The sequence below is a fragment of the Methanosarcina sp. WWM596 genome (assembly GCF_000969965.1).
Classification (GTDB): domain Archaea; phylum Halobacteriota; class Methanosarcinia; order Methanosarcinales; family Methanosarcinaceae; genus Methanosarcina.
Map to the genome: position 1 here is coordinate 2617914 of NZ_CP009503.1, position 24512 is coordinate 2642425.

Sequence of the window (24512 nt, forward strand, 5' to 3'; positions counted from 1 at the left end):
CGTTCCTGTAGTGAACAGGTTGTCCTGTTGACCTGTTTTCTTTATTAATCCTATATCCAGCAGGTAGCTTGTTTTTTTCACAACATTTTTACTGATTACGTTTTTGTTGGAAAACACATTATCTCCGATACAAAACATCTTACCTTCGGCAGGTCGACATATAATTTTTGATAATTTTTGCTGATGGCGATTTTGAAATGATACTCCGTAATTGTGTGTAGTTGTTAGGTTTACATATGACCAATTATTAATCTATCATACTAAACTTTAATGAAAAAATGGTTCAGTGCTTATATAGGTCGTGAGAGTTGGGTCACACGTTAACCAGCTTTAAACCTAATAAATAGTGATCTAATGTTCTAAAACGGTATCGGAAAAAATATTCTAATTTCTAATGTCGACCTGCCGAAAGTAAGAAACATTATTGCAAAAATGGTTCCTTGTTTATATATGTCGTGAAATTCGGGGCATATGTTACCCAGCTTTAAACAACATACAGATTATGTAATTTCAGTACTTCACCAACTCGTAAGCAGTGATTCTAATATCGATTTTCCGACATAATGCCAAAATTATACATATCTGGATTATTTTATTCACAACCTATGGCTAAGACAAAACACAAATCACAAAATATTGATGTTTGTACTTTGGATGGAGCCAAATGTATAAACCCCGTTGTAAAATTGCTTGTTAAACATGTTCCAATGTTTATCAGATCAAGCCAAACCCCTAATCAATTTTTCAAGGTCCTAACGTCACTGGCTATCCAAAAGTTATCCATTCACTCAATTCAACGTCCAGGTTCAAACATACACAGCGAAAACTCGTTACATCATAATCTGAAAAAAATCGACCTAGAGCAGTTAGAAACAGTAAATCACCTTATGTTTGCTGAACAAGTTAAACCTTTCATAATACCTGGCAAAAAGTATGCATTTGCTATTGATCTTACAGATGATCCTTACTATGGGGAAAAGAATGGAGATTATGTTGTTGGTGGAAAAAGAAAAGCATCAACTAACCGCTTTTTCTCATACGCAACGTGTTATCTAATTGATGGGAATAGGAAGTTTACAATTGGAGTTATTCCAAAAAAAAGAAAATGTTAATGATTGATTTCGTAACTAAAATCACAGAAATTATTTATGAACTTGGGGTCAAAGTAAAAGTTCTGTGTATTGATCGCGAATTCTACACACATGCAGTGATGGGATATCTCCAGTCACAGTACTTCACCAACTGGATCAGAAAATCATCTATCCCCATTACGATTTCAAACATTTTAACTGAAAAGTATTTTGAAATCGGGATGAAGCTAAATGATTTCTCGATCCAGTTGGTGAAGTACTGATTTAAGTAGAACGCGATTGTTTTTATCATATCTCTCTTTAAGGACTATATTTCCTTGATTTTTAATTCCATAATCAATGCAGTCTTTGTTTCAGCAAAAAAATTGTGAAAAATCGATTTCAGAAGTGATTAAGATCCCCCAAATAATAATATATTTAAAAATATATAAAATTAAGTCAATGATTTAAGGACACGACCTTGAATTGTTCTAACACAATATATTCTTTTATCTTCTGTCAGGCATGTATGTTGATATCACTTTTGCCAATTTTATGGTTTAGTGATGAAAAGAATATTCAGATTATTTGCTAAAAGTGAGGTCAAATTCCTGGCGCCAATTAGGACTCTGAGCCTTCATTATTTCGATGAAAAAGCTGATCGTTTGAGTGAATATTAATCAGACTGATGAATATTCGTCGTCGTAATTAATGTATAGGAGAAGGTTAATAGAGATTTTTGGATGTGAAGTTCAAACGAACTTTCCAGAGTGGATTTGAACTCCACATTGCCCGGAGGCATGATTATGTTAGCTTTGCGAATATTTAAAGCTTGCTTGATTTGCCTCCTAGGAAAAAAGAACTAGGAGTTAAACAAATGACAAAGAACAAGATTAAAATAGGTGCGGTATTTGTAGCAATGATTCTTGTGAGTCTTGCTTTTGTACCGGCTGTAAGTGCACAGGCTGAAACTAGATGGTATAAACAATTACTGGAGTCAAACCAAATCACTGTTAATGATTTTGATACAGAGTTGACAGAATATGAAAAAGTAGGAGATCAAATTCATTTCAGTGGTACATTCAAATTTGATGTTGAAAAAGATATAGACAAAGAAACTAAAAAACTGAAGTCCAGTGGAACAATTTCAGGGATTATATATCCAGACTCTTCAATTCACACAGAGTGCACTGGAGACAACTTTAAACTTGTGACTGACACTTCTAAAATTGGTGAAGATAAGGAGAATTTTTTGTATCAAACCGAGCAGACACTGACGGTAAATGGAAAAAAAAAGCTCTCAAACAGAAACATTCGAAGTATCTAAAGAACAAGTCGATGCCTATAAGGCACAGTCAGTAAACTTCATAAAATCTACCGATTCAGTAATGTTTACGACAACAGCGACAAAGGTAAAGGTTGATTTACCATCTTTAGCTCCACCTTTATCTTGTTTAGTTTTTAACAATGTTCAGTATGCAGATATTTTGGCAACTGGAGCGGTATTAGCTGCGATACTGGCGTACTTCGGAGTGGTACAGGGTGCTGCTCTAGCTGCAGTTGCTGTTGCTGTTGGAGCTGCAATACCAGAGTATTTGGATATTGATGCCAGAGACATATATCTTGATTTCTTTACAAGTCCTTTTATCTCGTTATACATAGAAGTAGATTACTACTATTATTATATGTAAATTATTGACATCATTTACTTTTTTATTTTTTAAATTGTTGAAATATCGCGAAACGAACTAAAATTTTCAAGGGATTACAATGAACAAAAAGTTAGTTAATATAGTATGGCGTGTGTTATCATTAATAGCCATATTTATGGCACTATATAATATGTACCTCTCATGGTTTGAAGATAATTTCAGTTTATATTTTTTATTCCTTACGTTGATACTTATAATATTATCAATCACTGTTAAAAAATATTCATATGAATGATATAATTATAAGAGATGGTCTCAAATGTTGAATAAGTCAGGGGGGTTACTCTCCCCTTCTCTTCTAAAATCGGACTTGTACCTTTCAATACACCGGCTCAAGCATTCTATAACCCTTTATGTATCAGGCGACAGTTTCTTTTTCAAATGGCATTTTGATTACTGAATTTAAGTTGATTTTTTCAATCTTAACACTTTGAGTTCTCCGTTTATGATTTGAATATATTTTGATGTTGTTTTGATCTTGTAGCCGATACACTTTACAGGTTGCTTGCCGATGACCTGAAACGTTTTGGACTTGGGATAATAACAAATCAGTATGGAATCCCACTATTTTCAAAGGCTTACTCTGGTAATGCATCAGATAAAGAAACCATAGTTGAAGCAATGAAAAAGCTTCAGGAAAACATAACTTTTCCTGATGATGTTTACTACATAGCAGACAGTGTCCTATACTCTGAAGATAACATCAAATCAATGAGAAGAGGGATGAAGTGGATTACTCGTATACCTTCAACACTAAACCTTTCAAAAGATTTGTTGGTTTCAGATATTGTATTTAAACAAGGAGAAGACCCTCGATATTCATTTTATGAAACCATTGTTGAATATGGTGGTATCGAGCAAAGATGGGTAGTTGTTCACTCCGTTGAGATGCAGAAAAGAAAAGACGTTACTTTTGAAAAGAATATTAAAAGGACTATCAAAGAAGCTCAAAAAGAGCTCAAAGATCTAAAAAAGATAGAGTTTGCCTGTGAAGAGGATTCCAGAGCAGCTCTGGAAAGATGGAAGAAAGAGAATTCTTACTGTTTGCTTGAAACCGGAGAGATTTCAACGGTTTCAACAAGGGGAAACGGCAAGAAAGGAAGGCCAAAGAAGGATGAAAAGCTTATCGTCCATTATGTCGTAAATGCAACAGCAATCAGGAACTAAGAAACTGTACTGCATGAAAAAGAGTATCAGGGAAGGTTTATAATCGCAAGCAATGACCTTAATCTTGATGCTGAAAAGATGCTGGATTACTACAAGAATCAGAGTAAGGTTGAAAAAGGGTTCAGATTCATAAAGGATAAAAGTCTCAGGGTTTCAGAGGTTTATTTGAAAAAACCTCCGAGAATTGAAGCTCTATCAATGATAATGGTATTAACTTTGATGGTTTATTCGGTAGCGGAATGGAAACTAAGAGAAAGGCTAAAAGAAACAGGGGAAACAATACCTGACCAAGTTAAAAAACAAACTCAAAAGCCCACTTTGAAGTGGGCTTTTATGCTGATGAAGGAGATTACAGAAGTAAAAATGGAAATGGACTCAAAAATAGTAACTCAAATTGCCAACATGAATGAAGTTAAGGGCAAGATAATAAGGTTGATGGGGAAAAATTGTGAAAAATACTACTTTTGAGTGGAGATCTGCGGAAAGTCGGAATAATGCAACTACGTGGTTTTTATTGCAACAATTGCAGGCGTGACTATTTTGTGGAGCCTGCTCAGGTTACGGGTTTGAAAAGTGGTATAACCGTTTTTCATCCCCGCACAAGGCGGACATAGTTATAATATCGTTCGCCACCTTCACCCAATGCACCGCCTTCGGGAATACACCCTCTATAAGCAACATGATGAAAATAAAATCCCCAGTAAGACGTTCAACAAGGGTCTGGAAAAATCGGGAAAAATCTTGCTTGTATCAAATGTAGATTTGATACCAGAAGATGTTTTTCTTATGTACAAAAAAAGGGATACAGTAGAAAAACATTATGATACTTACAAGAGTATACTCGAAGCAGACAAACTTTATTTACAGGATAATGAGTCACTTTTCGGTCATATTTTCGTCTCATTTTTGTCCCTTTATGGCTACGTAAAAATTCAAAACTGTATAAGAAAAGCTGATCTAACGAGTAAGTATTCTCCGAGAGACCTTATAGAGCAATTCCGTAAAGTTTACATGATGGATTTAGATGGCCAAATGATTCTTACAGAAGTACCTAAGAAAATTGGCGAAATGGAAAAAAAAGTTAAACTTGAAGTTATTCCCTAAATGAGCAGAGTTAAGGATATAAAACTGATTATATATCTTATTTATATTTGCCTCGACAGTAAACGAAATTTTTGTATGGGTTGGTATTGACATTTTGCAAAACCAGTGTTATTAAAAATAGATTGTGAACCTGAAAAATATAGTTAAAAAATATAGTAAAAAATATTTCTACTCTATGAACAGCCCCGGAATCCTATTCACTTTACCGGCATACAAATATCAATAATATGATGCTTTTCCGGATGTTCGTCCGGAGAATTCAAATATATCTCATAACCCGGTCGGGACATATCCATTTCAAGTTTATTTTGTATCAACCACTCAACGACCTTTTCCCATGCAGGACCATATTCTTCGGCTCCCGTCAGTTCAGCACGCATCAGCACATACTTTCCTCCGGGCAGTTTTTTCTTTTTTACCTCTCCTTCAACTTCAACGTTATCTTCAATTGTCATGCACACATCCAGCTTAAGTTCTTCCGGAGGTGTAACACCCGGATCATCATAATAAGTGGAAAGAAAAAGAGTATCCGGTCCAATCAATTTTTTCGGACCCGCCCAGTTGAACAGTTTTCCAAACAACTCTGCGAAGACTTCGGTTTTTCCCACGTAGTTGCCGACAAATGAAACATATACTACGGTTCTTTCTTCTATATTTTTCATCACCGGTTCGATTAAAACTTCCAAACTTATCACACCCCTTTTTTGTTTAATACCAGTAAGTTATTCTACATTATTCTATATCAACAATGTTCAGGACATTTTTTAACCTGGCTTACGGGTACTTTTTCCAACTCCTCCCCAAACAAACAGAGAATTTTCAACAAAAGAGAAGACAGGGACAAAAAGGAGCAACACCTAAAGTTGCTATCCCCTATTTTCGCGGGTACTGTTTTCAACATGCTCTGCTTGAAGCTGAATGTCTAAGAGCCATTAATACGGCAGGTCTTGATGCTCATGTAGGATTTTTACATGAGATGAATCCAAGCAAGAACAGTTTAGCGTATGACTTACAAGAGTCTTTTAGATTCCTTGTTGATATGGCTGTAATCAGTTTTATTGAATCAAAGAAAATGGATAATAAGGACTTTATCAGGACTGAGAGCTATTCACTCAGGTTGAAGCCTTCGGGAGCTAAGAAGGTAACTGAGGAGTTCATAACTGGATGAACAAGAAAGTACCTTACAAGAAGCAGTCTGTTAAAATTGATTGAGAGACTGACAGATGATGATCTTTGAATGTTCATTCACTATGAAGGGTGAATCTTAAAAAGTCACTTTTCTATACTACTGGCACACAATATACATTTATCTAACCTTCAGGTATATATTTAGGCACTAATATATTCTTAAAATGAGGAAGAAAAATGCCTGTATTAAGCATAGTAAGTTGTGAAATACTTCAAGATGAAATTATCTGGATTTTTGAAAACGATTTTCAGATCAAGAAAATTCTAATTGTACAAAATGATAATATCTCAGAATTTACTGAAAAACTTGACGAACAGCAAATTTGTTACGATATTGTTCCTTTTGAAGAGCTGCCACAAATGCTTAAAGATGTTGATCAGGATGAACTAACTGTTGTAGTTAACATGCTGGAGCTCGGACTTCATATAGTACCAAAAAAATTGAAATCTGAAGTTTATCAAAACATAAGAAAAATGACACACTTTTCCAACGGATTACTCCTTTTTTATGGTCTTTGTGGTAACGTTCTGGGTAACGTGGAAGAAGATTTCTGCCTGGAAAAAGATGGTTGTGTCGTGAGAATACTCAGAGATGACGAAAGGATTGTTGATGACTGCATAGGAGCAACTGTCGGAGGTTGTGCAAATTACTTAAAATTACTAAAAGAACATAGTAAAGAGCCTGCATTCTTTTTCACACCTATGTATGCCAATTCATGGAGAGAATTCGAAGTTTCAGGTATTGATTATAATTCTAATCCTGAGGAAGCATTGAAGATGGGAAAAATGATCAATGACCTGGGCGGATACTCAAGGGTTGCAAAGGTCAATACAGGACTTGAATACACAAAAGATATCGACGAAAAGATAGAGGAATATGCAAAGCTATTCGGATATAGCATCTTCGAGATATGTGGTAGTCAGGAACTCTTCGAGAAATGCTATCGCTCGATAAAGGATGAAATAAAGAACAAGACCGTTTAATATAGAGAACCATGCCAATTTTAAGTATAGTTGCCTGCGAAATGCTTGAAGATGAATTAGTTAATGTTCTCTCAACAGACCCTGGAATTAAACATTTGTTTGTGGTAGAAAACAGAAACAGTTCCCGATTTATACAAAAACTTAAATCTGAGAATCTCAGGCCTTTTGTGTTTTCTTCTGATAGGCTATACCCTCTTGTTTCAGAAAGCAATAGACATTCACCTAATATTTTCATGAGGATATTTTCAAAGATTCCAGTCTTCAGGCAAACATGTGATTTGTTCAATCGAAATAAACAACAGGAATTAACGGTTGTTGTTAATCTCCTGACAAAAGATTTACATGAATATCCTGATAAGTTGCAGTCTGAAGTATATCTGAATGCCAGAGAAATGTCACAAATGTCAGATGGCATCCTTATCTTCTATGGGAAATGTGGCTATAGTTCTGAAAAAGTGCAGAACGATTTGCAGAGGCTAAATTGCCCTGTTTATTTTCTGAGAGACAATGAAAGAAATCTTGTTGATGACTGTATTAGCGTAGCACTTGGTGGTAACGATGCATACACGAAAACCAAGGAACTAGGAAAAGGCGTCTTCTATGCAACCCCAATGTGGCTTTCCGATATGAATAAAGAGAACTTCAGATCTACCCCATCTTATAAGGAATACGCTAGATATCTAAGAAACCCTGATTATGCTTTTCTTATCAAGATCAACAATCAAATTTATAAAGATAATACTTACCATGAGAATGCTTCTGAATTTGCAAAAGAGTTTGACATGGAGATTATTAACACTAATGGGACGATGGATATAGCCATCAATTCATATATGGAAACTAAAACAGGTATTTCCGAGAGTGACAGTTGCTAATGATAGGATTTAATCTACATAACAAAGAACAAACTAAACGAAACTATAGCTTGAAAGATATTCCATATGCATAATTTGGAGGGGATTTTATATGAATTCATGTGAACTTTTTAACATAAACAGGGATAGAAAGAAGAAACAATCCCGAATAATCCCCATGACCAAATACTCACCCCTCATTGCAGCAAAGGCTGTCTGGCAGCTGCGAATAAGAAAACAACCCTTTGTATTATCGCACGCCATCAATTCCAGATGCAACATGAAATGCTCTTTTTGCGAATACTGGAAAACAGAGGGAGAGGAGATGGAGCTCACGGATATATTTAAACTCCTTGATCAGGCAAGGGCTTTCGGGATACTTGTCTATAATGCATGGACCGTAGAACCCCTTTTGAGAGAGGACCTGCCTGAGATACTGGCCTATGCGAAGCAGCTGGGAATGGTGACCTCGCTCATCACCAACGGCCTGCTACTTGAAAAAAGGATAGGTGAACTGAAGGACCTTGACTACCTCTCAGTTTCTGTGGATGGGACATCCAGCTACAAGGACATAAGAGGCATCAGTCTTGACAGGATCATGCCAGGTATCCTGAAAGCCAGAGATATGATCAGGAATCCGCTTCTGTTGAACTGTGTCATCAGTGGTAAAAACCTAGATGATATTGAAGAACTCATAACCATGGCTAAGGAGCTTGATGTCAAAATATCATTCGAGCCCCTGTACGAATTTAAGGGAATAGATAGGGATACCTGGGAAAACATGGGGATAAGGGATACTGAGAAGTACCGCAAGACTGTGGGCAGGATAATGGAAATGAAAAAAGAAGGTTATCCTATCATCAATTCCTACACATACCTAGAAATGATCCGTGACCTCAGGACGGAGTTCATCTGTCATGCCAATGACATAATACTGAACGTAACCGCAGACGGAACTATCGAGAACTGCAGAGTGCATCGAGCACCAATTGGTCATATCGATGACGGGATTGCAAATGTATGGAAGAATACGAGGGAACTCAGAAAGGACATGGCATACAAATGTAAGAAATGCCTTTTTTCTGGTTACGTTGAGAACAGCCTTATGTACAATTTCAACCTGGAAGTTGCGCAACACTATGAATTGATGTAGAACTGACATCTTTCATCAGGCAACATATTTAAAAGGATAACACTACCAAATAATAATTAAAAGGTGGGAGCACCTCAAGCAGAGAAGATTCAGAAGAATACGTGTTCTCTACAGAAAGAATAGACGTTGATAGTATTATCATCTATGGCCGAAAAGGAACCCTTACGCTTGATGCTATTCGAGGTTGAAGGCAATCTGGACATATTCGAAAAGTGCTATAATTCCATAAAGACTGAAGTAAAGAACAACTAAACGAAACTATAGCTTGAAAGATATTTCATATGCATAATTTGGAGGGGATTTCATATGAATTCATGTGAACTATTATTTTTATTACAAAAAGAAGCTTCCAATCTATCTTCTGGGTATTTAGCAAGGGTTAATAAAAAAGAAACAGGAGATATTCAGGCTCCTCGTGGGAGTCTTCAGTATAATATTGAATATCTTGCAAGGTATAACCGTAAGAAATTTTCTGAGCTAAAAGAAAGAGATTGTTCAGAAATATCTGAGGAGATTGACATTGGAAAGCTTGAAGATTTTACTTTCAGGATTAACAAGTATATGGATGAGTATGCTCCCAATCAAAGTGATTTGAAGGAATATACTCGTATTATTTCCACATATCTGACTTTTATAGTGAAAGAACCACTCCATCCACCAGGAATGTACATAAATGAAAATCAGACGATTTTTGAAAATGATGGCGTTTATTACTGTCCTGCAAAGAGTAAGCATATATTAGAAGAAATGTCCCTGTGCAAATACTGTGTTTGCAGGACAATATAACTATTGCCTGCCTATAGGTAGATATTTAGTACATACTTAATCTGCACTATACCTAATGAACTTGGTTTTTCAGAAAAAATTATACCCTAAAGGACATTGCTTTTGTAACATCTATTAGGGAGTTCATGAGATTGAGACCTTGCAAAGTGATTTGATATTCGCCTCGTTCCTCACGTTGGCGTATCAATCCTTTGCTTTGTAATTTATCAAGATGGAATAGGAGATTTCCACCACGAAGTTTTGTGAGTTTTGAAAGTGCAGTGAACGATTTAGCATCATCATGTAATGCTTTAAGGATCTGGACTCTGGCGGCACTACTCAATGCATCCCCTATCAAAATGGAGATCTGGTCTTCGGGAAGATCTTGAACTTGTATATCCCCGTTATCGGGTTTACAAAAACCCATTTCTTGCAACATTTCGATCTGGGTCTCAAAACATGTTTCAGCATGTTGGAAGCAATTAAGACACTTTTTGGATTCCTCTGCAGCACGTTCCTTCATTTGGCCAAACTTGTTCCTTATACTTGAAACGTTATCGTCTGATAGCTCCCCTTTTATCGCAAAACCAGATAAACTGTCAAAGTACTCAGTGAAAACAGGTTCGCAATGGTCCCACATTGTACACTCATTTGACTCATTCCTGATGCTGTTTAAGTTATTTCCAAGAGAAGCATTGAGAAAATCTCCAGCGCATTGATTCTTGAATTCATTGAGCAATGAATGTGTTTTACCCGTTGTAACTTCATTTCTGAATTCATTAAGCTCCAGGCGAAGAGCACGAATTTCTTTTTCCAATGAAGTGCTTGATGATTCCGATATTAATTCACTCACAACAATTCCTCTTTGTACAGTAGTTTGATTTACAGTTATAAAAATGTATGCTTAGTATATTTTTATGACCAAAAATATGTTTGTATACTTTTATGACAGATTAGTATATATTCATGTACGTATTAGTGTCTTATGGTGACTAAATCGGAAACGTTAGGTCTGAGAAATAAACAACATGGAGGAGTTTAAAATATGAAAATACTCGGAATATCAGGAAGCCCAAGGCCAGAATCACGTTCAGGCTCTATTAAAGTTGTACAGAAGGTCCTGGAAAATACAGGATGCGAATATGAACTTATTTCACTGCACGGTAAAAACATAGGTGGCTGCATAGGGTGTATGGCATGTGTTGATGACAATATATGCAAAGTGAATGATGACATGAAAACCCTGCGTGATAAGATCGTTGAAGCAGATGCCTATGTTCTGAGTGGTGTCAACTATTTTGACACATTGAATGCAGTGATGCATTGTTTCATGGAAAGATGGTATCAGTTCAGGCACCGTGAAGCTGATATCCTCTGGGGAAAACTTGCAGTTACTGTAAGTCTTGGAGGTTTTAATCCTGCACCACCTACTGAAGTTCTAAATCATATCTGTTTCGCTAACATGATTAAAGTCGTAGACAATGTGCAGGGAATAGGTGCTGCTGGCTGCCACTATTGCGGATACGGTGAAACCTGCAAGGTTGGTATACCCTACCTTCTACAAGGACCTGATGTTGTCCCTATCAATGAAGATACGATCCCCGATGTTACAAAAGATGAAGAATTAATGCTTGCGGCCGAGCAGGCAGGGAAGAAACTTGGCGATATGCTGCGTTCACCTGATTACAGCCGTGAGAAAACCGTACAGGAACTAATGAAAATGATGGAAGCCATGAAAGCAGAAATGCTGAGGTACTAAAGAAGATATTTTAGAATTAATGAAACTACAACAGGAGGATATAACAAATGGCAGACCAAAAAAAGGCACCAATATTCTGTGAAAAGCTCTGCCCCATCTGCAAAGGTGCACGTGCTGGCAACAGCCTGTGTAAAACACTACAGAACATTGAACTGAAGATAACAGGTCCAAATGGTTGTCCATGGGGTAAGGCTAGAACTAATTACTATGGTGTCACGCCTGATCAACCTATTCCAAAGTAAGTGCTAAAAAACAAAGTAAGCTAAAGAGGAGATTGAACCATGTTTGACTACGAAGAAAGTTTCTATTTCGAAAAAGAAGTTGGAGTTCCTGCTAAGAAAGCCTGGGAAATTATCTCCATGCCAGGTAGTCTCACATTGTTTCATCTCTTTATGGAAAAGCATGCATCTGAGAGTTGGGATGGCGCTGGCAATGATTTAACAGAATTAATATAAGGAGTGAGTTCGAATATGTCTAAAATAACCATTGAACAGGCCATTAAGGACATCAAGGCAGGGCGTATGGTCATTCTTGTGGATGATGAAGATCGAGAGAATGAAGGGGACTTGACCATGGCAGCAGAGGCGGTAACCCCTGAAGCTATTAATTTTATGGCCAGGTATGGTCGTGGTCTGATCTGTCTTTCCATGACCGGTGAAACGGCTGACCGGTTAGACCTTCCCATGATGGTGGAGAATAATACATCTTCCTATGGAACCGGATTTACCGTTTCAATTGAGGCAAAGGTTGGAGTGACCACCGGTATTTCTGCTGCAGACAGGGCCACCACCATTCAGGCAGCCATTGCCGATGGTGCAACTGCGGACGACCTTGTTCGGCCTGGCCACATTTTCCCCCTGAGGGCAAAGGATAATGGTGTCATGGTTCGTGTCGGCCAGACAGAAGGCTCTGTGGACCTGGCGCGTCTTGCCGGATGCAAGCCTGCAGGTGTCATCTGTGAGATAATGGATGATGATGGTACCATGGCTCGAATGCCATCCCTGGAAAAATTCAGTGAAAAACATGGCATAGGTATCTGTACAGTTGCAGATCTTGTGAAGTATCGCTTGAAGACAGAATCTTTTGTCAGAAAAGCAGCCGAAACTGTTATTCCCACGAAATATGGCGGTGAGTTTCGAATGATCGCTTATGAAAATGATCTGGATAACCTTACCCATATCGCAATGGTCAAAGGTGAGATCGATCCTGAAAAAGACATCCTTGTAAGGGTTCATTCAGAATGCATGACAGGAGATATCTTCGGCTCCATGAGGTGTGACTGCGCCGAACAACTCCATAAAGCCATGGCCATGGTGGAGAAAGAGGGAAGTGGTGTTATTCTTTACCTCAGGCAGGAAGGCCGGGGGATTGGCCTGGTCAATAAACTCAAGGCTTACGAACTCCAGTGCCAGGGATACGACACGGTTGATGCCAATCTTGAGTTGGGATTTGATGCCGATATGAGGGATTACGCTGTTGGAGCCCAGATTCTTAAGGACCTGGGGGTTCGAAAAATGCGTCTGATGACCAACAATCCAACAAAGATAACGGGTCTTGAAGAATATGGATTAAGTGTGGTGGAACGGGTGCCCATTGAAGTAATGCCCAATACGCTTAATGATGATTATCTCAATTGTAAGCAATTGAAAATGGGACACCTTTTAAAAATGGATAGTCAATTATAATTTGTGATCAATCCAACATAACCCCGCCTCATCCAGGCAGATTCATATTGCCTATAATTAAACAGAACTTATCTGTTTTACCAGATCATTGATGGGACTTGAAGAAAGATAAAAAATTAAGTAACTATTCAGCCACTGATAAAAAAGTATGTTTTTTCAGCAAAATGCTGCAATTCTCAGGATAATAGCGGCGCTCCATTGAGCGCCGCGAGAATACCGTGTATAACAAACCATTCTTTTTAATTGTAGAAATGTAAGCTCTCATTCTGCAGAAAGCTTCCGCTCCTTGTATGGTTCTGAAAGTTCCTGATATTTTCTGCTGCAATTTCATCATCCTGATGTCTCTTTCTGCCTGATTGTTTTCAAATGGAACTCTCAAATCACTCAGGAATCTCAGGATCTGTTCTTTGTTTTCTATAAACCTATCCAGTAGGTTCCTTGCTTTTGTTTTTGGGTTTTTACCACGTTTTCCCTGTTTTTCAGGGTTTAGAGAAAGTGGATTTTCTTCAATTCCTTTAATGATGATAGCATCGAACCTTTCTTCCAATGCTTTGATTTGCTCGAAATCCAGATCTTTGACTTGCTCTTTGCACTCATCAGAATACTTTTTTATTTCTATTAACAGTTCATTCATCTCTTTAGCCCATTGCTGTTTATAGTTCTCCTCAATTCCAGTAAGTTCTCTCTGGAGATGAGCGTTGCAAAGAGCATGATCACATTCATAACTGTTATAAGGTTTCCATCCATCATGAACTGCTATTCCTTTAAATTCTGGAAGGATTCTCATAGCATTAATTGCTTCTGACCCTCTTTTAGGATGAGCAAAATAACATGTGTATTTGTCATTTGAAGCTACATGAAGCCAATGTCTTTTTCCTTTAATCTTCATTCCAGTTTCATCACAATGGATCACAGGAAAAGTTATTAACTTCTCCCTACTCACATTTTCAAATCCCTCTTAATTATGGAAGCATTCTTTTTCTGCTTTGATTATGGTAGCAGAACAGATTTTTATCCCCATAACGTCATCAAAAAACTCAGAAATCCTTTTATAGGGAATAAACTGGTAGTTTTTACAGTAAATTGCTGAAGCTAAGATATTAGGACCATATTGAACTGGATACTTTATTGATTCTGGAAAAACAGCTTTATTTGATTTTCCACAGTGAGTATAGGTCTTAATCTGACTTCGATGTTCCGTAACAATTAGATTTACAGGAGGAATATCAAAAATTTGTCTTCTCTCATAAGCTTCAACTTCAACATCCTCAAGAGTATGTCCACATTCTTTGCAGCAGGTCAAAGAATGTTCAATTACCTAATCAGGATCATTAACCATATCAAGAGTTGTGCCTGGATGACCTTCTTGACCTCCAGGTTTCTTCCCACTCTTTTTCCGGAGACTCTTGGGATTAGGTTTTTCTTTGACTAAAAAGTCAGTAGAAGGAGGTTTACTGCTGTTTCTGCTATTTTGATTTAAGCGAGATTCTAAAATCCTTACACGTTTTTCTAGTTCAGCAATTCGAATAGCTTGTTCTTCTATGATAGTTTCAAGTCTCTGGATTACAGAAATTACAGCTTCAGGACCAGCTTCATAGATAACGAGGATCTCTTCACGTGTAAGCATAATAACGAAACAAAATAGGATTCAATTTATATGCAATTTTTCCTCGAAAAGAGGAAAAATTGTAGCCTTTCAAAGGCTACCTGAATTGTTACCGCGATTTTAATATTTTTTATAGTTGCTCTTGTCGGAATATGGCTTGTGCTTGATTTCATTCAGATAGGCCCTGGACTGCCTCCTTCAAAATCAATGCCTAAATGGTACATCCCTGGGGCCTGGCAAGGAAATGCACATAGCTGTACTTCATCTTTTCCGACGATTTCTCCTTACTGCAAAGTTGGAAAATTTTCTGATGGAAGGTTTATAAGTGTCTGGTACTTTGATGCTGAGTCTGAATTCTTAAAAGGAGAAGATACCCTTTATCGTTATCTTGAAGAAAATGGCGATGTATTCCAGCAGGAGCTAAATATTAGTACAGAACTTCAAGACGAAATTGAAAGACGTGAAGTTGAAAATTTCCCTAATTTCACCTTTTTTAACTCGACCGGATATGAAAGCCCTGAAACGTCGGGATACTTTCTAGTGTATAAGAGACCTTTCCTTAAAGGGAGAGAAGATTATTTCATAGCTTATTACGGAATCCTGGGTACAATAAATCTAACTGAAGAAACACCAGCGCTGAAAAAATTGATTGCAGAATCCTACTATATGTCTAATGAAGAAGGAAAAGTTGATGGTTTAAAGAAGGAGGATAAAAAAGGAAAGGGCAATTCGTTACTACCATGGTTTTAACAAAAAGGTTAGATCTCATACCCATTTAAAGATGGGGAAGTCAAAAAAGAAACCGAAAGATGGAGATTGTTCCATCTATATCCATTTTTGAAGTAATCTTATTTCTATTTCCGCTTGAGCCTACATTTCGAACCCTAACACTCTTGTACCAATATGCTGCACAAAAAGGTTATTCTTCTGACATGGAGTCAATAACACGACCTGAAATCGTGCATTATTTGCCCATATTGGCAGGGGTTCGAAATGTGCACTTGAGCTTCTTTGTGGCAAGCTTTTCGATGATATCTAGGTTGAGCTCATCGTGGTGCTCAGCTTCCCGCTGGCAACTGCGCTTTCCAGGAGGTGCTGTCCGACAAGGGTTCGGACGATAAGGGTTGTGTAGCCGTCAGGGCTTCCCACAGCTCTGGCTGAAATGTCGGCTTTGAGGGCGGTAAAGTTCGTGCAGACCCCACAGCCGGGGCGGACGATGTCTTCAGTTCTTCAGTATGTGGACCTGGGAGTTAGTTATTGAAAGCTGTCAGCCGAAGAATGACTTTCACATCTGGCTAAAAAAGGTTGATATTCCCATTTTCCTGATTTGATTGATAACTGAAAAATCAAATTTGTATTTTTGTGAACTCTGCCTTCCCTTTACAATACCCAAAAAGCCTCTCTCCCCATTCAATGCCTTTCGGATCTAAACTGAATAGTTCTGTGGTGATGTCGTATTCAACGCCATCTTTTTTGTACAGGCTTAGGGAAAGCCGTTTATCCGTAACAATGAGCCCCGCTTTAATATCTTCATCAATGACCATTAATTTGAAATTTTCATAATCTTTCAATGCGTCTATTTTTTCCAGATAAGGCGATTGCTCCAATTTTTCCGCAATATGAGGGGGAACTATAAGCTCGACAGGGATTCCTTCTTTCACTCTTTCAGAGATAGAATCAGCATACCCTTCGGTTACCACGGACGATATGCTGTGTATATGACCTGCCTCTTTAATCATTTTTAACTGGTTGTTGTAGACATTAAGGATCTTCGTACCTTTATCATTGAGGACTTCAGACTCGTAAAGACATCTGATCTTTTTTAAATGGGAACAGGGAATTCCTTCAAGGTAATGTCCCGACCAGAAATGTTTGAATTTATTAATTGTTCCTACTGTCGCAAAAGAGTCAGATAATCTTGAAGCCACAACTTTTCCTGTTTGAGTCAGGTAATACTCATGTTCTTTTGCTTCTATCAGATGATCCGCTTCGAGTTTTCTGAGTTTTGGAATATTTCCTGGGATGTACTCCCGGTAATCTCCCGCAACTGGGAAAGCTTTCTGCTGCTTTCGTTTAACGATAGAAGTATCTCGGTTATAAGTCTGGATCTGTATATTGCCGGGACATCATCTTCAATTTCTTTATAGATTTTGAAGCTGTTCATTTCCTGTCACCACATCTACCGATTTTTTCTTACTTTCTTATTGAATTGTTCTAACACAATATATTCTTTTATCTTCTGTTAGGCATGTATGTTGATATCACTTTTGCCAATTTTATGGTTTAGTGAAGAAAAGAATATTCAGATTATTTGCTAAAAGTGAGGTCAAAATTCCTGACGCCAATTAGGACTCTGGGCCTTCATTATTTCGATGAAAAAGCTGATCGGTTGAGTGAATGTTAATCAGACTGATGAATATTCATCGTCGTAATTAATGTATAGGAGAAGATTAATAGAGATTTTTGGATGTGAAGTTCAAACGAACTTTCCAGAGTGGATTTGAACTCCACATTGCCCGGAGGCATGAGTTAGTGTTAGCTTTGTGAATATTTAAAGCTTGTCTGATCCTGCCTCCTGGAAAACTAAACAGGAGTGAAAATAATGGAGAAACTTAAAATAAGTGCAATATTTGCAGTGATACTTCTTGTGAGTCTCGCTTTTGTACCGGCCGTAAGTGCAAAAGCTGACATTTCTCAAAATGAGAAGTATGCTGATCCAATAGAAAATCCGAACAAAGTATCAATCTCTGAAGAAGACATCAAAAAAGCATTAGAAAACACGAAAGAAATCTCAGAAAGCGTGAATGTATTATCAGAAACCGATAATGAAAAGATAGTATCTTTCAAAAAAGATGATGGGTCAATTGGATACGCTATTTTATGGAAAGATGAAAAGAATTCTAACAGAACATATTTTGCTGTTGTAGATCGGAATGAATTGGTAGCTGAAAAATTCATATCTGCCACGAGTCTAAATGATAGTGCAGCAGTTGCAGCAGCAATCTCTGCGGCTAAGTCAAGTTTTGCGAATGGAAGTTATGTTGAAACATATGGCACTAGCGTAACAGGTGGACTGCACATCTACTTCTCTCCAAAAGATGCAGGTCTTATTGCAGATGGAAGTTCAGCTATAATTGGGTTATTAGTTACTGTGTTAAGTAGTGGATATGTTACACCTGCTGTAGGATCAATACTGGGGACATTAGTCGGTTTAGCGGTGAGAACTTGGTATTGGTATGAAGAAAATTCAGATGGCAGTTTAGATATAAAGATACCTTACGCAAACATAGCCACAGTGATTGCAACACAACATGTTTATTTGAAAATTGGTAGTCATTGGTATAGGATTTAATTGAGTATCGGCTGATTTTAGAATCAGCCATTTTTATTACATCGAGAGCGTGGAGGGTCACGAATACCCCGTCATTAAGAGGCGGTCCGCCAATTCAATTTCAGGTCAATAATATGCACAAAATAAGGTATATAGCACCTTTAAATCGAAAAAAAAGGATTTTGAATGTTATTGGTAGTAATTGTCGGACAGTCTGTTTAGGTTGGGGTGGCCGCACGCAATTTGATTTGGTGATTTTATGGAAAGACAACAAATATTAAAGATTTTGATTCCAGCATTTACGGTTGTTGCTATTATCGTACTTAGCGGAGTTGTGGCTAAAAATACAGAACATGATTATCGGTTAATCGAAATTTCACTTGTAATATTTTGGATTTTTGGAATTATTTACCACATGGCTTTAGTTAAGTTGAAACTTGAGTAAAATGATTTTGCTAAATCTCTTTTTTTAACTGTAGTTATAATGAGTTTATATACACACAAGAATGAACTTTCAGGTATCCTCTTCAAATATGAGGGGCTTTCAATCGACTCTGGTCCAAAATCTAGTGATTTTGCATTTCTTGATTGAAAATCTGAATTATTAAGAAGAATTCATCCTCCAATCAAAATTAACATTCGATATCTAAAGACTTCAACCCAGAAGTATAATTACAAAGATTGTAGCCATTACAAAATCTAGTGATTTTTTAATTTTACGTTCATCACTGGATTTTGGTACTGAGTTTTTCAATCGCAGGAAAAATATAAGATTCTTCATCATGTAATATGGGCAATTTTTTATAATAAAATTATAATATATATTAGTGTTACAATATTTGGTGCAAATAACTGCAGAGTTTGATTGCTCATTTGCGAAAAAACATTTGAAATACCTTTGAATGTCAGAAAACCATGGCACATAACAAATTTTGAATTTAATTCGGTGTCTGAAAACCTTGATGTCAGGCTTGATTTTGAACGTGGTTCTAAATTTCCGTGCCCTAAAAGCGGTAAACCAAATTGTTCCGCTTATGATACAAGGAAAAAGCGTTGTGCCTTGTCAACCATTTTCAGTACACTACTTATTTGCACTGTAGAGTTCCACGAGTAAAATGTGGAGATTGTGGAGTTCTCCAAATAAAAGTTCCCTGGGCTCGCGAACAAAGTGGTTTCACACTTCGAATGGAAGCTATGATCCTGGAACTTGCAAAAAAAATGTCAGTATTACAAGTTGGAAAGTTGCCTGGAGAAAACGACAAGAAGCTTTGGAGAGTCGTACAACATTACGTTGGCAAAGCAAGGTCAAAAGAGGACTTTTCTGATATATTTGTGGTTGGTATAGATGAAACTTCATGCCGCTCTGGCAACTGCGCTGTCCAGGAGGTGCTGTCCTACGAGGGTGCGGACGACAAGGGTCGTGTAACCGTCAGGGCTTCCGACCGAACCTGCTGAAATATCAGCCTTCAGGACGGTAAAGTCCGTGCAGACCCCACAGCCTGGGCTAATGATGTCTTCAGTTCTTCAGTATGTGGACATGAGAGTCAGTTATTGAAAGCTGTCAGCCGAAGAATGACTTTCAGATCTGGCTAAAAAAGGCTGATGTTCCCATTTTCCTGATTTGATTGATAACTGAAAAATCAAATTTGCATTTTTGTGGACTCTGCCTGCCCTTTACAATACCCAAAAAGCCTCTCTCCCCATTCAATGCCTTTCGGATCTAAACTGAATAATCCTGTAGTGATGTCGTATTCAACTCCATCTTTTTTGTACAGGCTTAGGGAAAGCCGTTTATCCGTAACAATGAGCCCCGCTTTAATATCTTCATCAATGACATTAATTTGAAATTTTCATAATCTTTCAGTGCGTCTATTTTTTCCAGATAAGGCGATTGCTTCAGTTCGTCTGCAATATGAAGAGGAAATATAAGCTCGACAGGGATTCTTTCTTTCACTCTTTCAGAGATAGAATCAGCATACCCTTCGGTTACCACGGACGATATGCCGTGTATATGACCTGCCTCTTTAATCATTTTTAACTGGTTGTTGTAGACATTAAGGATCTTCGTACCTTTATCATTGAGGACTTCAGACTCGTAAAGACATCCGATTTCTTTTAAGAGGGGACCGGGAATTCTTTCAAGGTAATGTCCCGACCAGAAATGTTTGAATTTATTAATTGTTCCTACTGTTGCAAAAGAATTAGATAATCTTGAAGCCACAACTTTTCCTGTTTGAGTCAGGTAGTACTCGTGTTCTTTTGTTTCTATCAGATGATCCGCTTCGAGTTTTCTGAGTTTTGGAATTATTGCCTGGGATGTACTCCTGGTAATCTCACGCAACTGGGAAAGCTTTCTGCTGCTTTCGTTTAACGATAAAAGGATCTCGGTTATAAGTCTTGACCTGTATATTGCCTGGACGTCATCTCCCATCTCCCTATATATTTTGAAGCCGCTCATTTCCTGTCGCCACATCTACAGATTTTTTTCTTACTTTCTTATTGAATTGTTCTAACACAATATATTCTTTTATCTTCTGTCAGGCATGTATATTGATATCACTTTTGCCAATTTTATGGTTTAGTGAAGAAAAGAATATTCAGATTATTTGCTAAAAGTGAGGTTGAATTCCTGCCGTCAATCAGAACTCTGAACCTCCATTATTTCGATGAAAAAGCTGATCGGTTGAGTGAATGTTAATCAGACTGATGAATATTCATCGTCGTAATTAATGTATAGGAGAAGATTAATAGAGATTTTTGGATGTGAAGTTCAAACGAACTTTCCAGAGTGGATTTGAACTCCACATTGCCCGGAGGCATGAGTTAGTGTTAGCTTTGTGAATATTTAAAGCTTGTCTGATCCTGCCTCTGGAGTAAAATAACTTTAGGAGAAAAATATGAAGCGTAATAAAATTGGACTAAGTATACTTGTTTTAGCAACACTGCTGGTTGGTATGATGTTAGTACCATCTGTAAGTGCACAGGAAGAATTAAAAGTAAGTGATAAGCCTTCAGAATTGGAACAAGGTCTAATAGATGCACTAAATTCTAATACAAACAAATTATCCACAGACGATGTGATTGCAAATTATGTTAAAGTAAACAAAGATAAAATTTCAATAAATGATCTTAAAGAGAAAGATACTGTTTCAGGTCAAATTAATTTAAGGACGTATCAACTAAAAGACGGATTGTATATAACTTTCACAGATGGAAGTTATTTTTTCATTACTGGCGTGGAGGAAGAAACAAATAATAAAGTAGCAACTCAAACAGTTAGTATAGCAAGTGTTTCGACTACTCCCATTATTACAGGATACAAGGAACTATATTCTTGGACTGGTATTAAAGTCTACACAATTACACAAAAGGGTATTTTACTTATAATGGTCAGACTGTAGATGCTCATTATCTAGATTCATTGTACGTAAGAAATTACGCAATATATTGGTCAGTTAGTAACTGGGAAGAAGGAAGTATTGAGTATAGTTCGGGTACTCGTTCGGATATCTACGGCAGAGGAACTTTCCAGTGGGGAATATTTATTGAAGGTACTGGCGTAGTTCTACGTGAGTTTTATGACAATCTTTACATAAAATGTGATCAAAACGGTAACTATAGGGTTATTTTCGAAGAAACTGCTCCTTAACTAAAGTGATTGTGAAAAAAATAATTTATTTAAGGTAGAAATTTGGTTGTCTAATGTATTAATCGAAAGGAAAAGATTAACTTTACAATTCTTTCATAATATAAATGTATATTATGCTTTCAAAAGCAACGTACTGAAAATTCTGTAAAATCATTAATACAAAAAATGATTGTATGGAAACTTTGACTTTTGCAAATTTTCAGGCTAACAAACAACATCTCAGCCAAAAATAGCTACCTTTTGAAATTTTTTATTTTCCGTCATTTTTATGGAAGAGGGATTAATCCTTACAGCTGGAATTAAGGTTCTAACTGTAGGAGAATACAATAAGTAGTAAAAGGATTGGTTGATTATGGAAAAATTAGCTAAAGCCATTATAGGCTTCATAGTATTGTGCGTTGTGATTTTTGTTCTTTTTATGATATTCACTTATAGGTAGTGTTTTGGGACTATTCTGTATCTAGATTACAATCTTTCTAATTTGTAGCGATATCGACAGCATGGGAGCATCTATAATAAATATTCAAATGTTGGTAATTTACTTAAATAAACGGATTTTCGGCATCTGTGGCCATACTTTTAAAACGTGAATAGTTACAATTACACAAATTAAAAAGTCAAAAAAGCACAAAAAAGAATGAAATAAAGATGAAGCCCAAAGCTTCACCTTTCAAGTTTTCTGTTATTTTACCGATTTTTATTCCTGTTTTCTTGCCATCTTCTTCGTGGCAAGTTTCTCGATAATGCCGAGGTTAACCTCACCGTCACCTACGCTCAGCTTCCCGTTAGCAACTGCGCTTTCCAGGAGGTGCTGCCCGACAAGGGTGCGGACGATAAGGGTTGTGTAGCCGTCAGGACTTCCGACCGAACCTGCTGAGATGTCAGCTTTGAGGGCGGTAAAGTCCGTACAGACCCCACAGCCTGGGCGGATAGTATCCTCAAGTTCGGCAAGGGGGATCACGTACTGGGTCCCGTCGTTGAGGGTGATTTCGAGCTTACCCTTAACATCAATGCGGCAGACCTTCATGGGTTCGAGGGCATACTCGCTTTTCAGCTTGCCTGCAATCAGTTTTTCGTAGTCGAAGCTTTCAGTACAGAAGAGCCCGAACACGAAGCGGATGGATTTCTTGTAGGGGCTGACCAGCTGGTGGTCGGATTCAAGTATCTTGCGGATTGCCTGGACCACACAGGGGACTCCCACAACTGCGATGTTCCTATGCTTCTGGGTAACAACGGCTTCCTTAAGTGCCGAGACCAGGGGAACCCACCAGTTGTAGCGGCTTCCTGCCTGGGCGATAAGGGCTTTACTTCTGGTGATTACCATGGAGTGCGGCTTGAGAGTCCAGGGGTCTTCAGTAACCGTAACCACAGCATCCACAAGGCCTGTTTCCAGGGCGTTTGCAAGGATTGCGGTAACGGCTCCTCCGCTTTGTTTTCTCGGAATGTCGAATTCTGCCTTTCCTGTAGTGATTTCCAGGTAGTCCCCGAGCAGGCTTGAAGGTTGTTCATCGAGCCTCGGGCAGACCTCATAGCAGGCCCCGCAGGGCACGTCATCAACAGCGGCTTTACAGTAGCCGTTGCTTTTCGGAGTTGTGGAATTACCGCCGGTTTCGAAATACAGGGCGTCAGCAGGGCAAACTGCAATGCAGGCCCCGCAGCCTGAGCAGAGGCCGGTGTCCCAGACTTTTGATTTCAGGTCAAGGTAAGTCTTACTGATTTGTTTCTTTTCTGCCATCTCTGATCACTCCCAGACGTATTTGCTTGCAAAAGGTCGGCTGCTTGCAGGTCCGATCTTTGTGTAATTGGTGTCCAGGAACTCTGCGGGGTCATATCCGAACTGCTCGCAGAAGCTCTTTATAATTGGGGCTATGCGTTCCAGGTCAGCTTCCGTAAACTCGAATTTCTTGGCTCCGACTCCGAGCAGGTAGTCATCCACTTCCCCGCGGATGATGATTTCTCCGCCGTGGATCCCGCTTCCGATGCCCCTGTCTGTCATGGCTTTTTCCTTGCCGATTCCGAGCACAAGCACAAGACCTCCTGCCATATATTCTCCCAGGAAGGAGTGGGCTGTGCCGCCTATGACAAGTATGGGTCTGGCTTCCACTTCATATTGCTTCATGTGGATGCCGCCGCGATAGCCTATGTTGTTCCTTATAAAGACCTTGCCTCCCCTCATGCTATGGGCGACGGCATCTCCTGCGCTTCCGTGGATAACGAGCATGCCGCTGTCCATTGTGTTTCCGGGGGCGTGTTCGGCGTTCCCGTGGATTATGCAGGTTGGGCCACTCATGAACATCCCCAGGTCTCCTCCGGGAACCCCATTGATTATGATGCGGACATTGCCTCTAACTCCATCTCCTATAAAGCGCTGTCCGAGCACGTTGTCGAGGATTATCTCCTCTGCCCCGTCCGCAACTGCGGCCCTGATTTTCTGGTTTAAGGGGGTGTAATGCATGCCTTTAGCATCAATTTTTACTGTCTTCAT

At 38.3% G+C, this 24512-nt stretch carries 28 protein-coding genes and 3 pseudogenes; 20 read left to right on the forward strand and 11 right to left on the reverse strand.

The window, feature by feature from the left end:
* The first annotated feature begins 605 nt into the window (after positions 1–605).
* The 6 genes and pseudogenes from MSWHS_RS11410 to MSWHS_RS11435 all read left to right on the forward strand — a co-directional run bounded on the left by MSWHS_RS11410 (position 606) and on the right by MSWHS_RS11435 (position 5053).
* Entirely contained in the window at positions 606–1112 is a 507-nt protein-coding gene (locus MSWHS_RS11410) for a hypothetical protein (protein ID WP_048129822.1), read from the forward strand.
* Complete coding sequence (locus tag MSWHS_RS11415; RefSeq protein WP_156148210.1) at positions 1106–1354, forward strand: hypothetical protein; 249 nt, start codon at positions 1106–1108, stop codon at positions 1352–1354. The genes MSWHS_RS11410 and MSWHS_RS11415 overlap by 7 nt, the downstream gene beginning before the upstream one ends.
* 593 nt (positions 1355–1947) lie before the next feature.
* Complete coding sequence (locus tag MSWHS_RS11420; protein WP_156151224.1) at positions 1948–2397, forward strand: hypothetical protein; 450 nt, start codon at positions 1948–1950, stop codon at positions 2395–2397.
* Positions 2354–2761, forward strand: a complete 408-nt coding sequence (locus tag MSWHS_RS11425) for a hypothetical protein (RefSeq protein ID WP_048159080.1) — start codon at positions 2354–2356, stop codon at positions 2759–2761. Before MSWHS_RS11420 ends, MSWHS_RS11425 begins: the two co-directional genes overlap by 44 nt.
* Before the next feature lie 531 nt (positions 2762–3292).
* Positions 3293–4417: pseudogene (locus MSWHS_RS19415) on the forward strand (IS1634 family transposase); the annotation flags it as partial.
* A gap of 294 nt (positions 4418–4711) precedes the next feature.
* Entirely contained in the window at positions 4712–5053 is a 342-nt protein-coding gene (locus MSWHS_RS11435) for a hypothetical protein (RefSeq protein WP_197073931.1), read from the forward strand.
* Positions 5054–5250: 197 nt separating this feature from the next.
* Here MSWHS_RS11435 and MSWHS_RS11440 read toward each other — a convergent pair whose 3' ends face one another.
* Positions 5251–5715 (reverse strand): GyrI-like domain-containing protein, encoded by a 465-nt coding sequence (locus MSWHS_RS11440; RefSeq protein ID WP_231585405.1) that lies wholly within the window; start codon positions 5713–5715, stop codon positions 5251–5253.
* A gap of 86 nt (positions 5716–5801) precedes the next feature.
* Here MSWHS_RS11440 and MSWHS_RS22365 point away from each other — a divergent pair, with 86 nt between their 5' ends.
* The 5 genes from MSWHS_RS22365 to MSWHS_RS11465 all read left to right on the forward strand — a co-directional run bounded on the left by MSWHS_RS22365 (position 5802) and on the right by MSWHS_RS11465 (position 10018).
* Positions 5802–6221: a CRISPR-associated endonuclease Cas1 gene (locus MSWHS_RS22365; RefSeq protein WP_048159083.1), complete on the forward strand. Its 420-nt coding sequence runs from the start codon at positions 5802–5804 to the stop codon at positions 6219–6221.
* A gap of 197 nt (positions 6222–6418) precedes the next feature.
* Positions 6419–7225, forward strand: a complete 807-nt coding sequence (locus MSWHS_RS11450; protein WP_048159084.1) for a DUF1638 domain-containing protein — start codon at positions 6419–6421, stop codon at positions 7223–7225.
* 41 nt (positions 7226–7266) lie between these two features.
* Positions 7267–8100: a DUF1638 domain-containing protein gene (locus tag MSWHS_RS11455; RefSeq protein WP_197073933.1), complete on the forward strand. Its 834-nt coding sequence runs from the start codon at positions 7267–7269 to the stop codon at positions 8098–8100.
* A 91-nt stretch (positions 8101–8191) separates the two neighbouring features.
* Complete coding sequence (locus tag MSWHS_RS11460; protein WP_369798945.1) at positions 8192–9232, forward strand: radical SAM protein; 1041 nt, start codon at positions 8192–8194, stop codon at positions 9230–9232.
* Positions 9233–9538: 306 nt separating this feature from the next.
* Positions 9539–10018 (forward strand): DUF2115 family protein, encoded by a 480-nt coding sequence (locus tag MSWHS_RS11465; protein WP_048159087.1) that lies wholly within the window; start codon positions 9539–9541, stop codon positions 10016–10018.
* Positions 10019–10097: 79 nt separating this feature from the next.
* Here the strand turns inward: MSWHS_RS11465 and MSWHS_RS11470 are convergent, their stop codons facing one another.
* A complete protein-coding gene (locus MSWHS_RS11470; RefSeq protein WP_048159088.1) occupies positions 10098–10850 on the reverse strand; it encodes a winged helix-turn-helix domain-containing protein in 753 nt (250 codons plus the stop codon).
* 192 nt (positions 10851–11042) lie between these two features.
* Here MSWHS_RS11470 and MSWHS_RS11475 point away from each other — a divergent pair, with 192 nt between their 5' ends.
* Genes MSWHS_RS11475 through MSWHS_RS11485 form a run of 4 tightly spaced genes read left to right on the forward strand, consistent with a single transcriptional unit; the run spans position 11043 to position 13441 of the window.
* Positions 11043–11756 carry a flavodoxin family protein gene (locus tag MSWHS_RS11475; RefSeq protein WP_048159089.1) on the forward strand — a complete coding sequence of 238 codons (714 nt, stop codon included), beginning with the start codon at positions 11043–11045 and terminating at the stop codon, positions 11754–11756.
* A gap of 47 nt (positions 11757–11803) precedes the next feature.
* A complete protein-coding gene (locus MSWHS_RS11480) occupies positions 11804–11998 on the forward strand; it encodes a hypothetical protein (protein WP_048159090.1) in 195 nt (64 codons plus the stop codon).
* A gap of 39 nt (positions 11999–12037) precedes the next feature.
* Positions 12038–12211 (forward strand): hypothetical protein, encoded by a 174-nt coding sequence (locus MSWHS_RS20445; protein ID WP_156151225.1) that lies wholly within the window; start codon positions 12038–12040, stop codon positions 12209–12211.
* 15 nt (positions 12212–12226) lie between these two features.
* Positions 12227–13441 (forward strand): bifunctional 3,4-dihydroxy-2-butanone-4-phosphate synthase/GTP cyclohydrolase II, encoded by a 1215-nt coding sequence (locus MSWHS_RS11485; RefSeq protein WP_048159091.1) that lies wholly within the window; start codon positions 12227–12229, stop codon positions 13439–13441.
* A 176-nt stretch (positions 13442–13617) separates the two neighbouring features.
* On the opposite strand, the pseudogene tnpC reads toward MSWHS_RS11485, so the two are convergent.
* A pseudogene (gene tnpC / locus MSWHS_RS11490) lies at positions 13618–15068 on the reverse strand (IS66 family transposase).
* A 138-nt stretch (positions 15069–15206) separates the two neighbouring features.
* Between tnpC and MSWHS_RS11500 the strand changes: the two are divergent.
* Positions 15207–15797, forward strand: coding sequence for a hypothetical protein (locus MSWHS_RS11500; RefSeq protein WP_231585406.1), 591 nt, complete (start codon positions 15207–15209; stop codon positions 15795–15797).
* 285 nt (positions 15798–16082) lie between these two features.
* Here the strand turns inward: MSWHS_RS11500 and MSWHS_RS21650 are convergent, their stop codons facing one another.
* The 3 genes from MSWHS_RS21650 to MSWHS_RS21655 form a co-directional block, all read right to left on the reverse strand.
* Complete coding sequence (locus tag MSWHS_RS21650; RefSeq protein ID WP_082088357.1) at positions 16083–16265, reverse strand: Coenzyme F420 hydrogenase/dehydrogenase, beta subunit C-terminal domain; 183 nt, start codon at positions 16263–16265, stop codon at positions 16083–16085.
* Positions 16266–16393: 128 nt separating this feature from the next.
* Complete coding sequence (locus tag MSWHS_RS11505; RefSeq protein ID WP_231585407.1) at positions 16394–16975, reverse strand: winged helix-turn-helix domain-containing protein; 582 nt, start codon at positions 16973–16975, stop codon at positions 16394–16396.
* 47 nt (positions 16976–17022) lie between these two features.
* Entirely contained in the window at positions 17023–17211 is a 189-nt protein-coding gene (locus MSWHS_RS21655) for a hypothetical protein (protein WP_231585408.1), read from the reverse strand.
* A gap of 438 nt (positions 17212–17649) precedes the next feature.
* Between MSWHS_RS21655 and MSWHS_RS11510 the strand changes: the two genes are divergently transcribed.
* The 3 genes from MSWHS_RS11510 to MSWHS_RS22370 all read left to right on the forward strand — a co-directional run bounded on the left by MSWHS_RS11510 (position 17650) and on the right by MSWHS_RS22370 (position 19833).
* A complete protein-coding gene (locus MSWHS_RS11510; protein ID WP_048159093.1) occupies positions 17650–18399 on the forward strand; it encodes a hypothetical protein in 750 nt (249 codons plus the stop codon).
* A gap of 238 nt (positions 18400–18637) precedes the next feature.
* A complete protein-coding gene (locus tag MSWHS_RS11515; RefSeq protein ID WP_048129813.1) occupies positions 18638–18823 on the forward strand; it encodes a hypothetical protein in 186 nt (61 codons plus the stop codon).
* 644 nt (positions 18824–19467) lie between these two features.
* Positions 19468–19833: a helix-turn-helix domain-containing protein gene (locus tag MSWHS_RS22370; protein WP_156148209.1), complete on the forward strand. Its 366-nt coding sequence runs from the start codon at positions 19468–19470 to the stop codon at positions 19831–19833.
* On the opposite strand, the pseudogene MSWHS_RS22375 reads toward MSWHS_RS22370, so the two are convergent.
* From MSWHS_RS22375 to MSWHS_RS11525, 3 genes and pseudogenes are all read right to left on the reverse strand, one after another.
* Positions 19801–19890: pseudogene (locus tag MSWHS_RS22375) on the reverse strand (Coenzyme F420 hydrogenase/dehydrogenase, beta subunit C-terminal domain); the annotation flags it as partial. The gene MSWHS_RS22370 and the pseudogene MSWHS_RS22375 overlap by 33 nt on opposite strands.
* Positions 19891–20018: 128 nt before the next feature.
* Positions 20019–20219 (reverse strand): transcriptional regulator FilR1 domain-containing protein, encoded by a 201-nt coding sequence (locus tag MSWHS_RS22380; protein WP_369798986.1) that lies wholly within the window; start codon positions 20217–20219, stop codon positions 20019–20021.
* Complete coding sequence (locus tag MSWHS_RS11525) at positions 20156–20836, reverse strand: helix-turn-helix transcriptional regulator (protein ID WP_369798946.1); 681 nt, start codon at positions 20834–20836, stop codon at positions 20156–20158. The genes MSWHS_RS22380 and MSWHS_RS11525 overlap by 64 nt, the downstream gene beginning before the upstream one ends.
* Positions 20837–21275: 439 nt before the next feature.
* Here MSWHS_RS11525 and MSWHS_RS18555 point away from each other — a divergent pair, with 439 nt between their 5' ends.
* A complete protein-coding gene (locus MSWHS_RS18555) occupies positions 21276–21779 on the forward strand; it encodes a hypothetical protein (protein WP_052722706.1) in 504 nt (167 codons plus the stop codon).
* Positions 21780–22724: 945 nt separating this feature from the next.
* Here MSWHS_RS18555 and MSWHS_RS11535 read toward each other — a convergent pair.
* Both MSWHS_RS11535 and MSWHS_RS11540 read right to left on the reverse strand, forming a co-directional pair.
* Complete coding sequence (locus MSWHS_RS11535; protein WP_048159094.1) at positions 22725–23762, reverse strand: Coenzyme F420 hydrogenase/dehydrogenase, beta subunit C-terminal domain; 1038 nt, start codon at positions 23760–23762, stop codon at positions 22725–22727.
* Positions 23763–23768: 6 nt separating this feature from the next.
* Complete coding sequence (locus MSWHS_RS11540; RefSeq protein ID WP_048129805.1) at positions 23769–24512, reverse strand: hypothetical protein; 744 nt, start codon at positions 24510–24512, stop codon at positions 23769–23771.

Excerpts from the sequence above, each read along its gene's own strand:
- MSWHS_RS11410 (WP_048129822.1), top strand. The coding sequence starts at position 606 with ATGGCTAAGACAAAACACAAATCACAAAATATTGATGTTTGTACTTTG.
- MSWHS_RS11415 (WP_156148210.1), top strand. The coding sequence starts at position 1,106 with ATGTTAATGATTGATTTCGTAACTAAAATCACAGAAATTATTTATGAA.
- MSWHS_RS11420 (WP_156151224.1), top strand. The coding sequence starts at position 1,948 with ATGACAAAGAACAAGATTAAAATAGGTGCGGTATTTGTAGCAATGATT.
- MSWHS_RS11425 (WP_048159080.1), top strand. The coding sequence starts at position 2,354 with ATGGAAAAAAAAAGCTCTCAAACAGAAACATTCGAAGTATCTAAAGAA.
- MSWHS_RS11440 (WP_231585405.1), bottom strand. The coding sequence starts at position 5,715 with ATGAAAAATATAGAAGAAAGAACCGTAGTATATGTTTCATTTGTCGGC.
- MSWHS_RS22365 (WP_048159083.1), top strand. The coding sequence starts at position 5,802 with ATGTTCAGGACATTTTTTAACCTGGCTTACGGGTACTTTTTCCAACTC.
- MSWHS_RS11450 (WP_048159084.1), top strand. The coding sequence starts at position 6,419 with ATGCCTGTATTAAGCATAGTAAGTTGTGAAATACTTCAAGATGAAATT.
- MSWHS_RS11455 (WP_197073933.1), top strand. The coding sequence starts at position 7,267 with ATGCTTGAAGATGAATTAGTTAATGTTCTCTCAACAGACCCTGGAATT.
- MSWHS_RS11460 (WP_369798945.1), top strand. The coding sequence starts at position 8,192 with ATGAATTCATGTGAACTTTTTAACATAAACAGGGATAGAAAGAAGAAA.
- MSWHS_RS11465 (WP_048159087.1), top strand. The coding sequence starts at position 9,539 with ATGAATTCATGTGAACTATTATTTTTATTACAAAAAGAAGCTTCCAAT.
- MSWHS_RS11475 (WP_048159089.1), top strand. The coding sequence starts at position 11,043 with ATGAAAATACTCGGAATATCAGGAAGCCCAAGGCCAGAATCACGTTCA.
- MSWHS_RS11480 (WP_048159090.1), top strand. The coding sequence starts at position 11,804 with ATGGCAGACCAAAAAAAGGCACCAATATTCTGTGAAAAGCTCTGCCCC.
- MSWHS_RS20445 (WP_156151225.1), top strand. The coding sequence starts at position 12,038 with ATGTTTGACTACGAAGAAAGTTTCTATTTCGAAAAAGAAGTTGGAGTT.
- MSWHS_RS11485 (WP_048159091.1), top strand. The coding sequence starts at position 12,227 with ATGTCTAAAATAACCATTGAACAGGCCATTAAGGACATCAAGGCAGGG.
- MSWHS_RS21655 (WP_231585408.1), bottom strand. The coding sequence starts at position 17,211 with ATGAACAGCTTCAAAATCTATAAAGAAATTGAAGATGATGTCCCGGCA.
- MSWHS_RS11510 (WP_048159093.1), top strand. The coding sequence starts at position 17,650 with ATGGAGAAACTTAAAATAAGTGCAATATTTGCAGTGATACTTCTTGTG.
- MSWHS_RS11515 (WP_048129813.1), top strand. The coding sequence starts at position 18,638 with ATGGAAAGACAACAAATATTAAAGATTTTGATTCCAGCATTTACGGTT.
- MSWHS_RS11525 (WP_369798946.1), bottom strand. The coding sequence starts at position 20,836 with ATGAGCGGCTTCAAAATATATAGGGAGATGGGAGATGACGTCCAGGCA.
- MSWHS_RS18555 (WP_052722706.1), top strand. The coding sequence starts at position 21,276 with ATGAAGCGTAATAAAATTGGACTAAGTATACTTGTTTTAGCAACACTG.
- MSWHS_RS11535 (WP_048159094.1), bottom strand. The coding sequence starts at position 23,762 with ATGGCAGAAAAGAAACAAATCAGTAAGACTTACCTTGACCTGAAATCA.
- MSWHS_RS11540 (WP_048129805.1), bottom strand. The coding sequence starts at position 24,512 with ATGAAGACAGTAAAAATTGATGCTAAAGGCATGCATTACACCCCCTTA.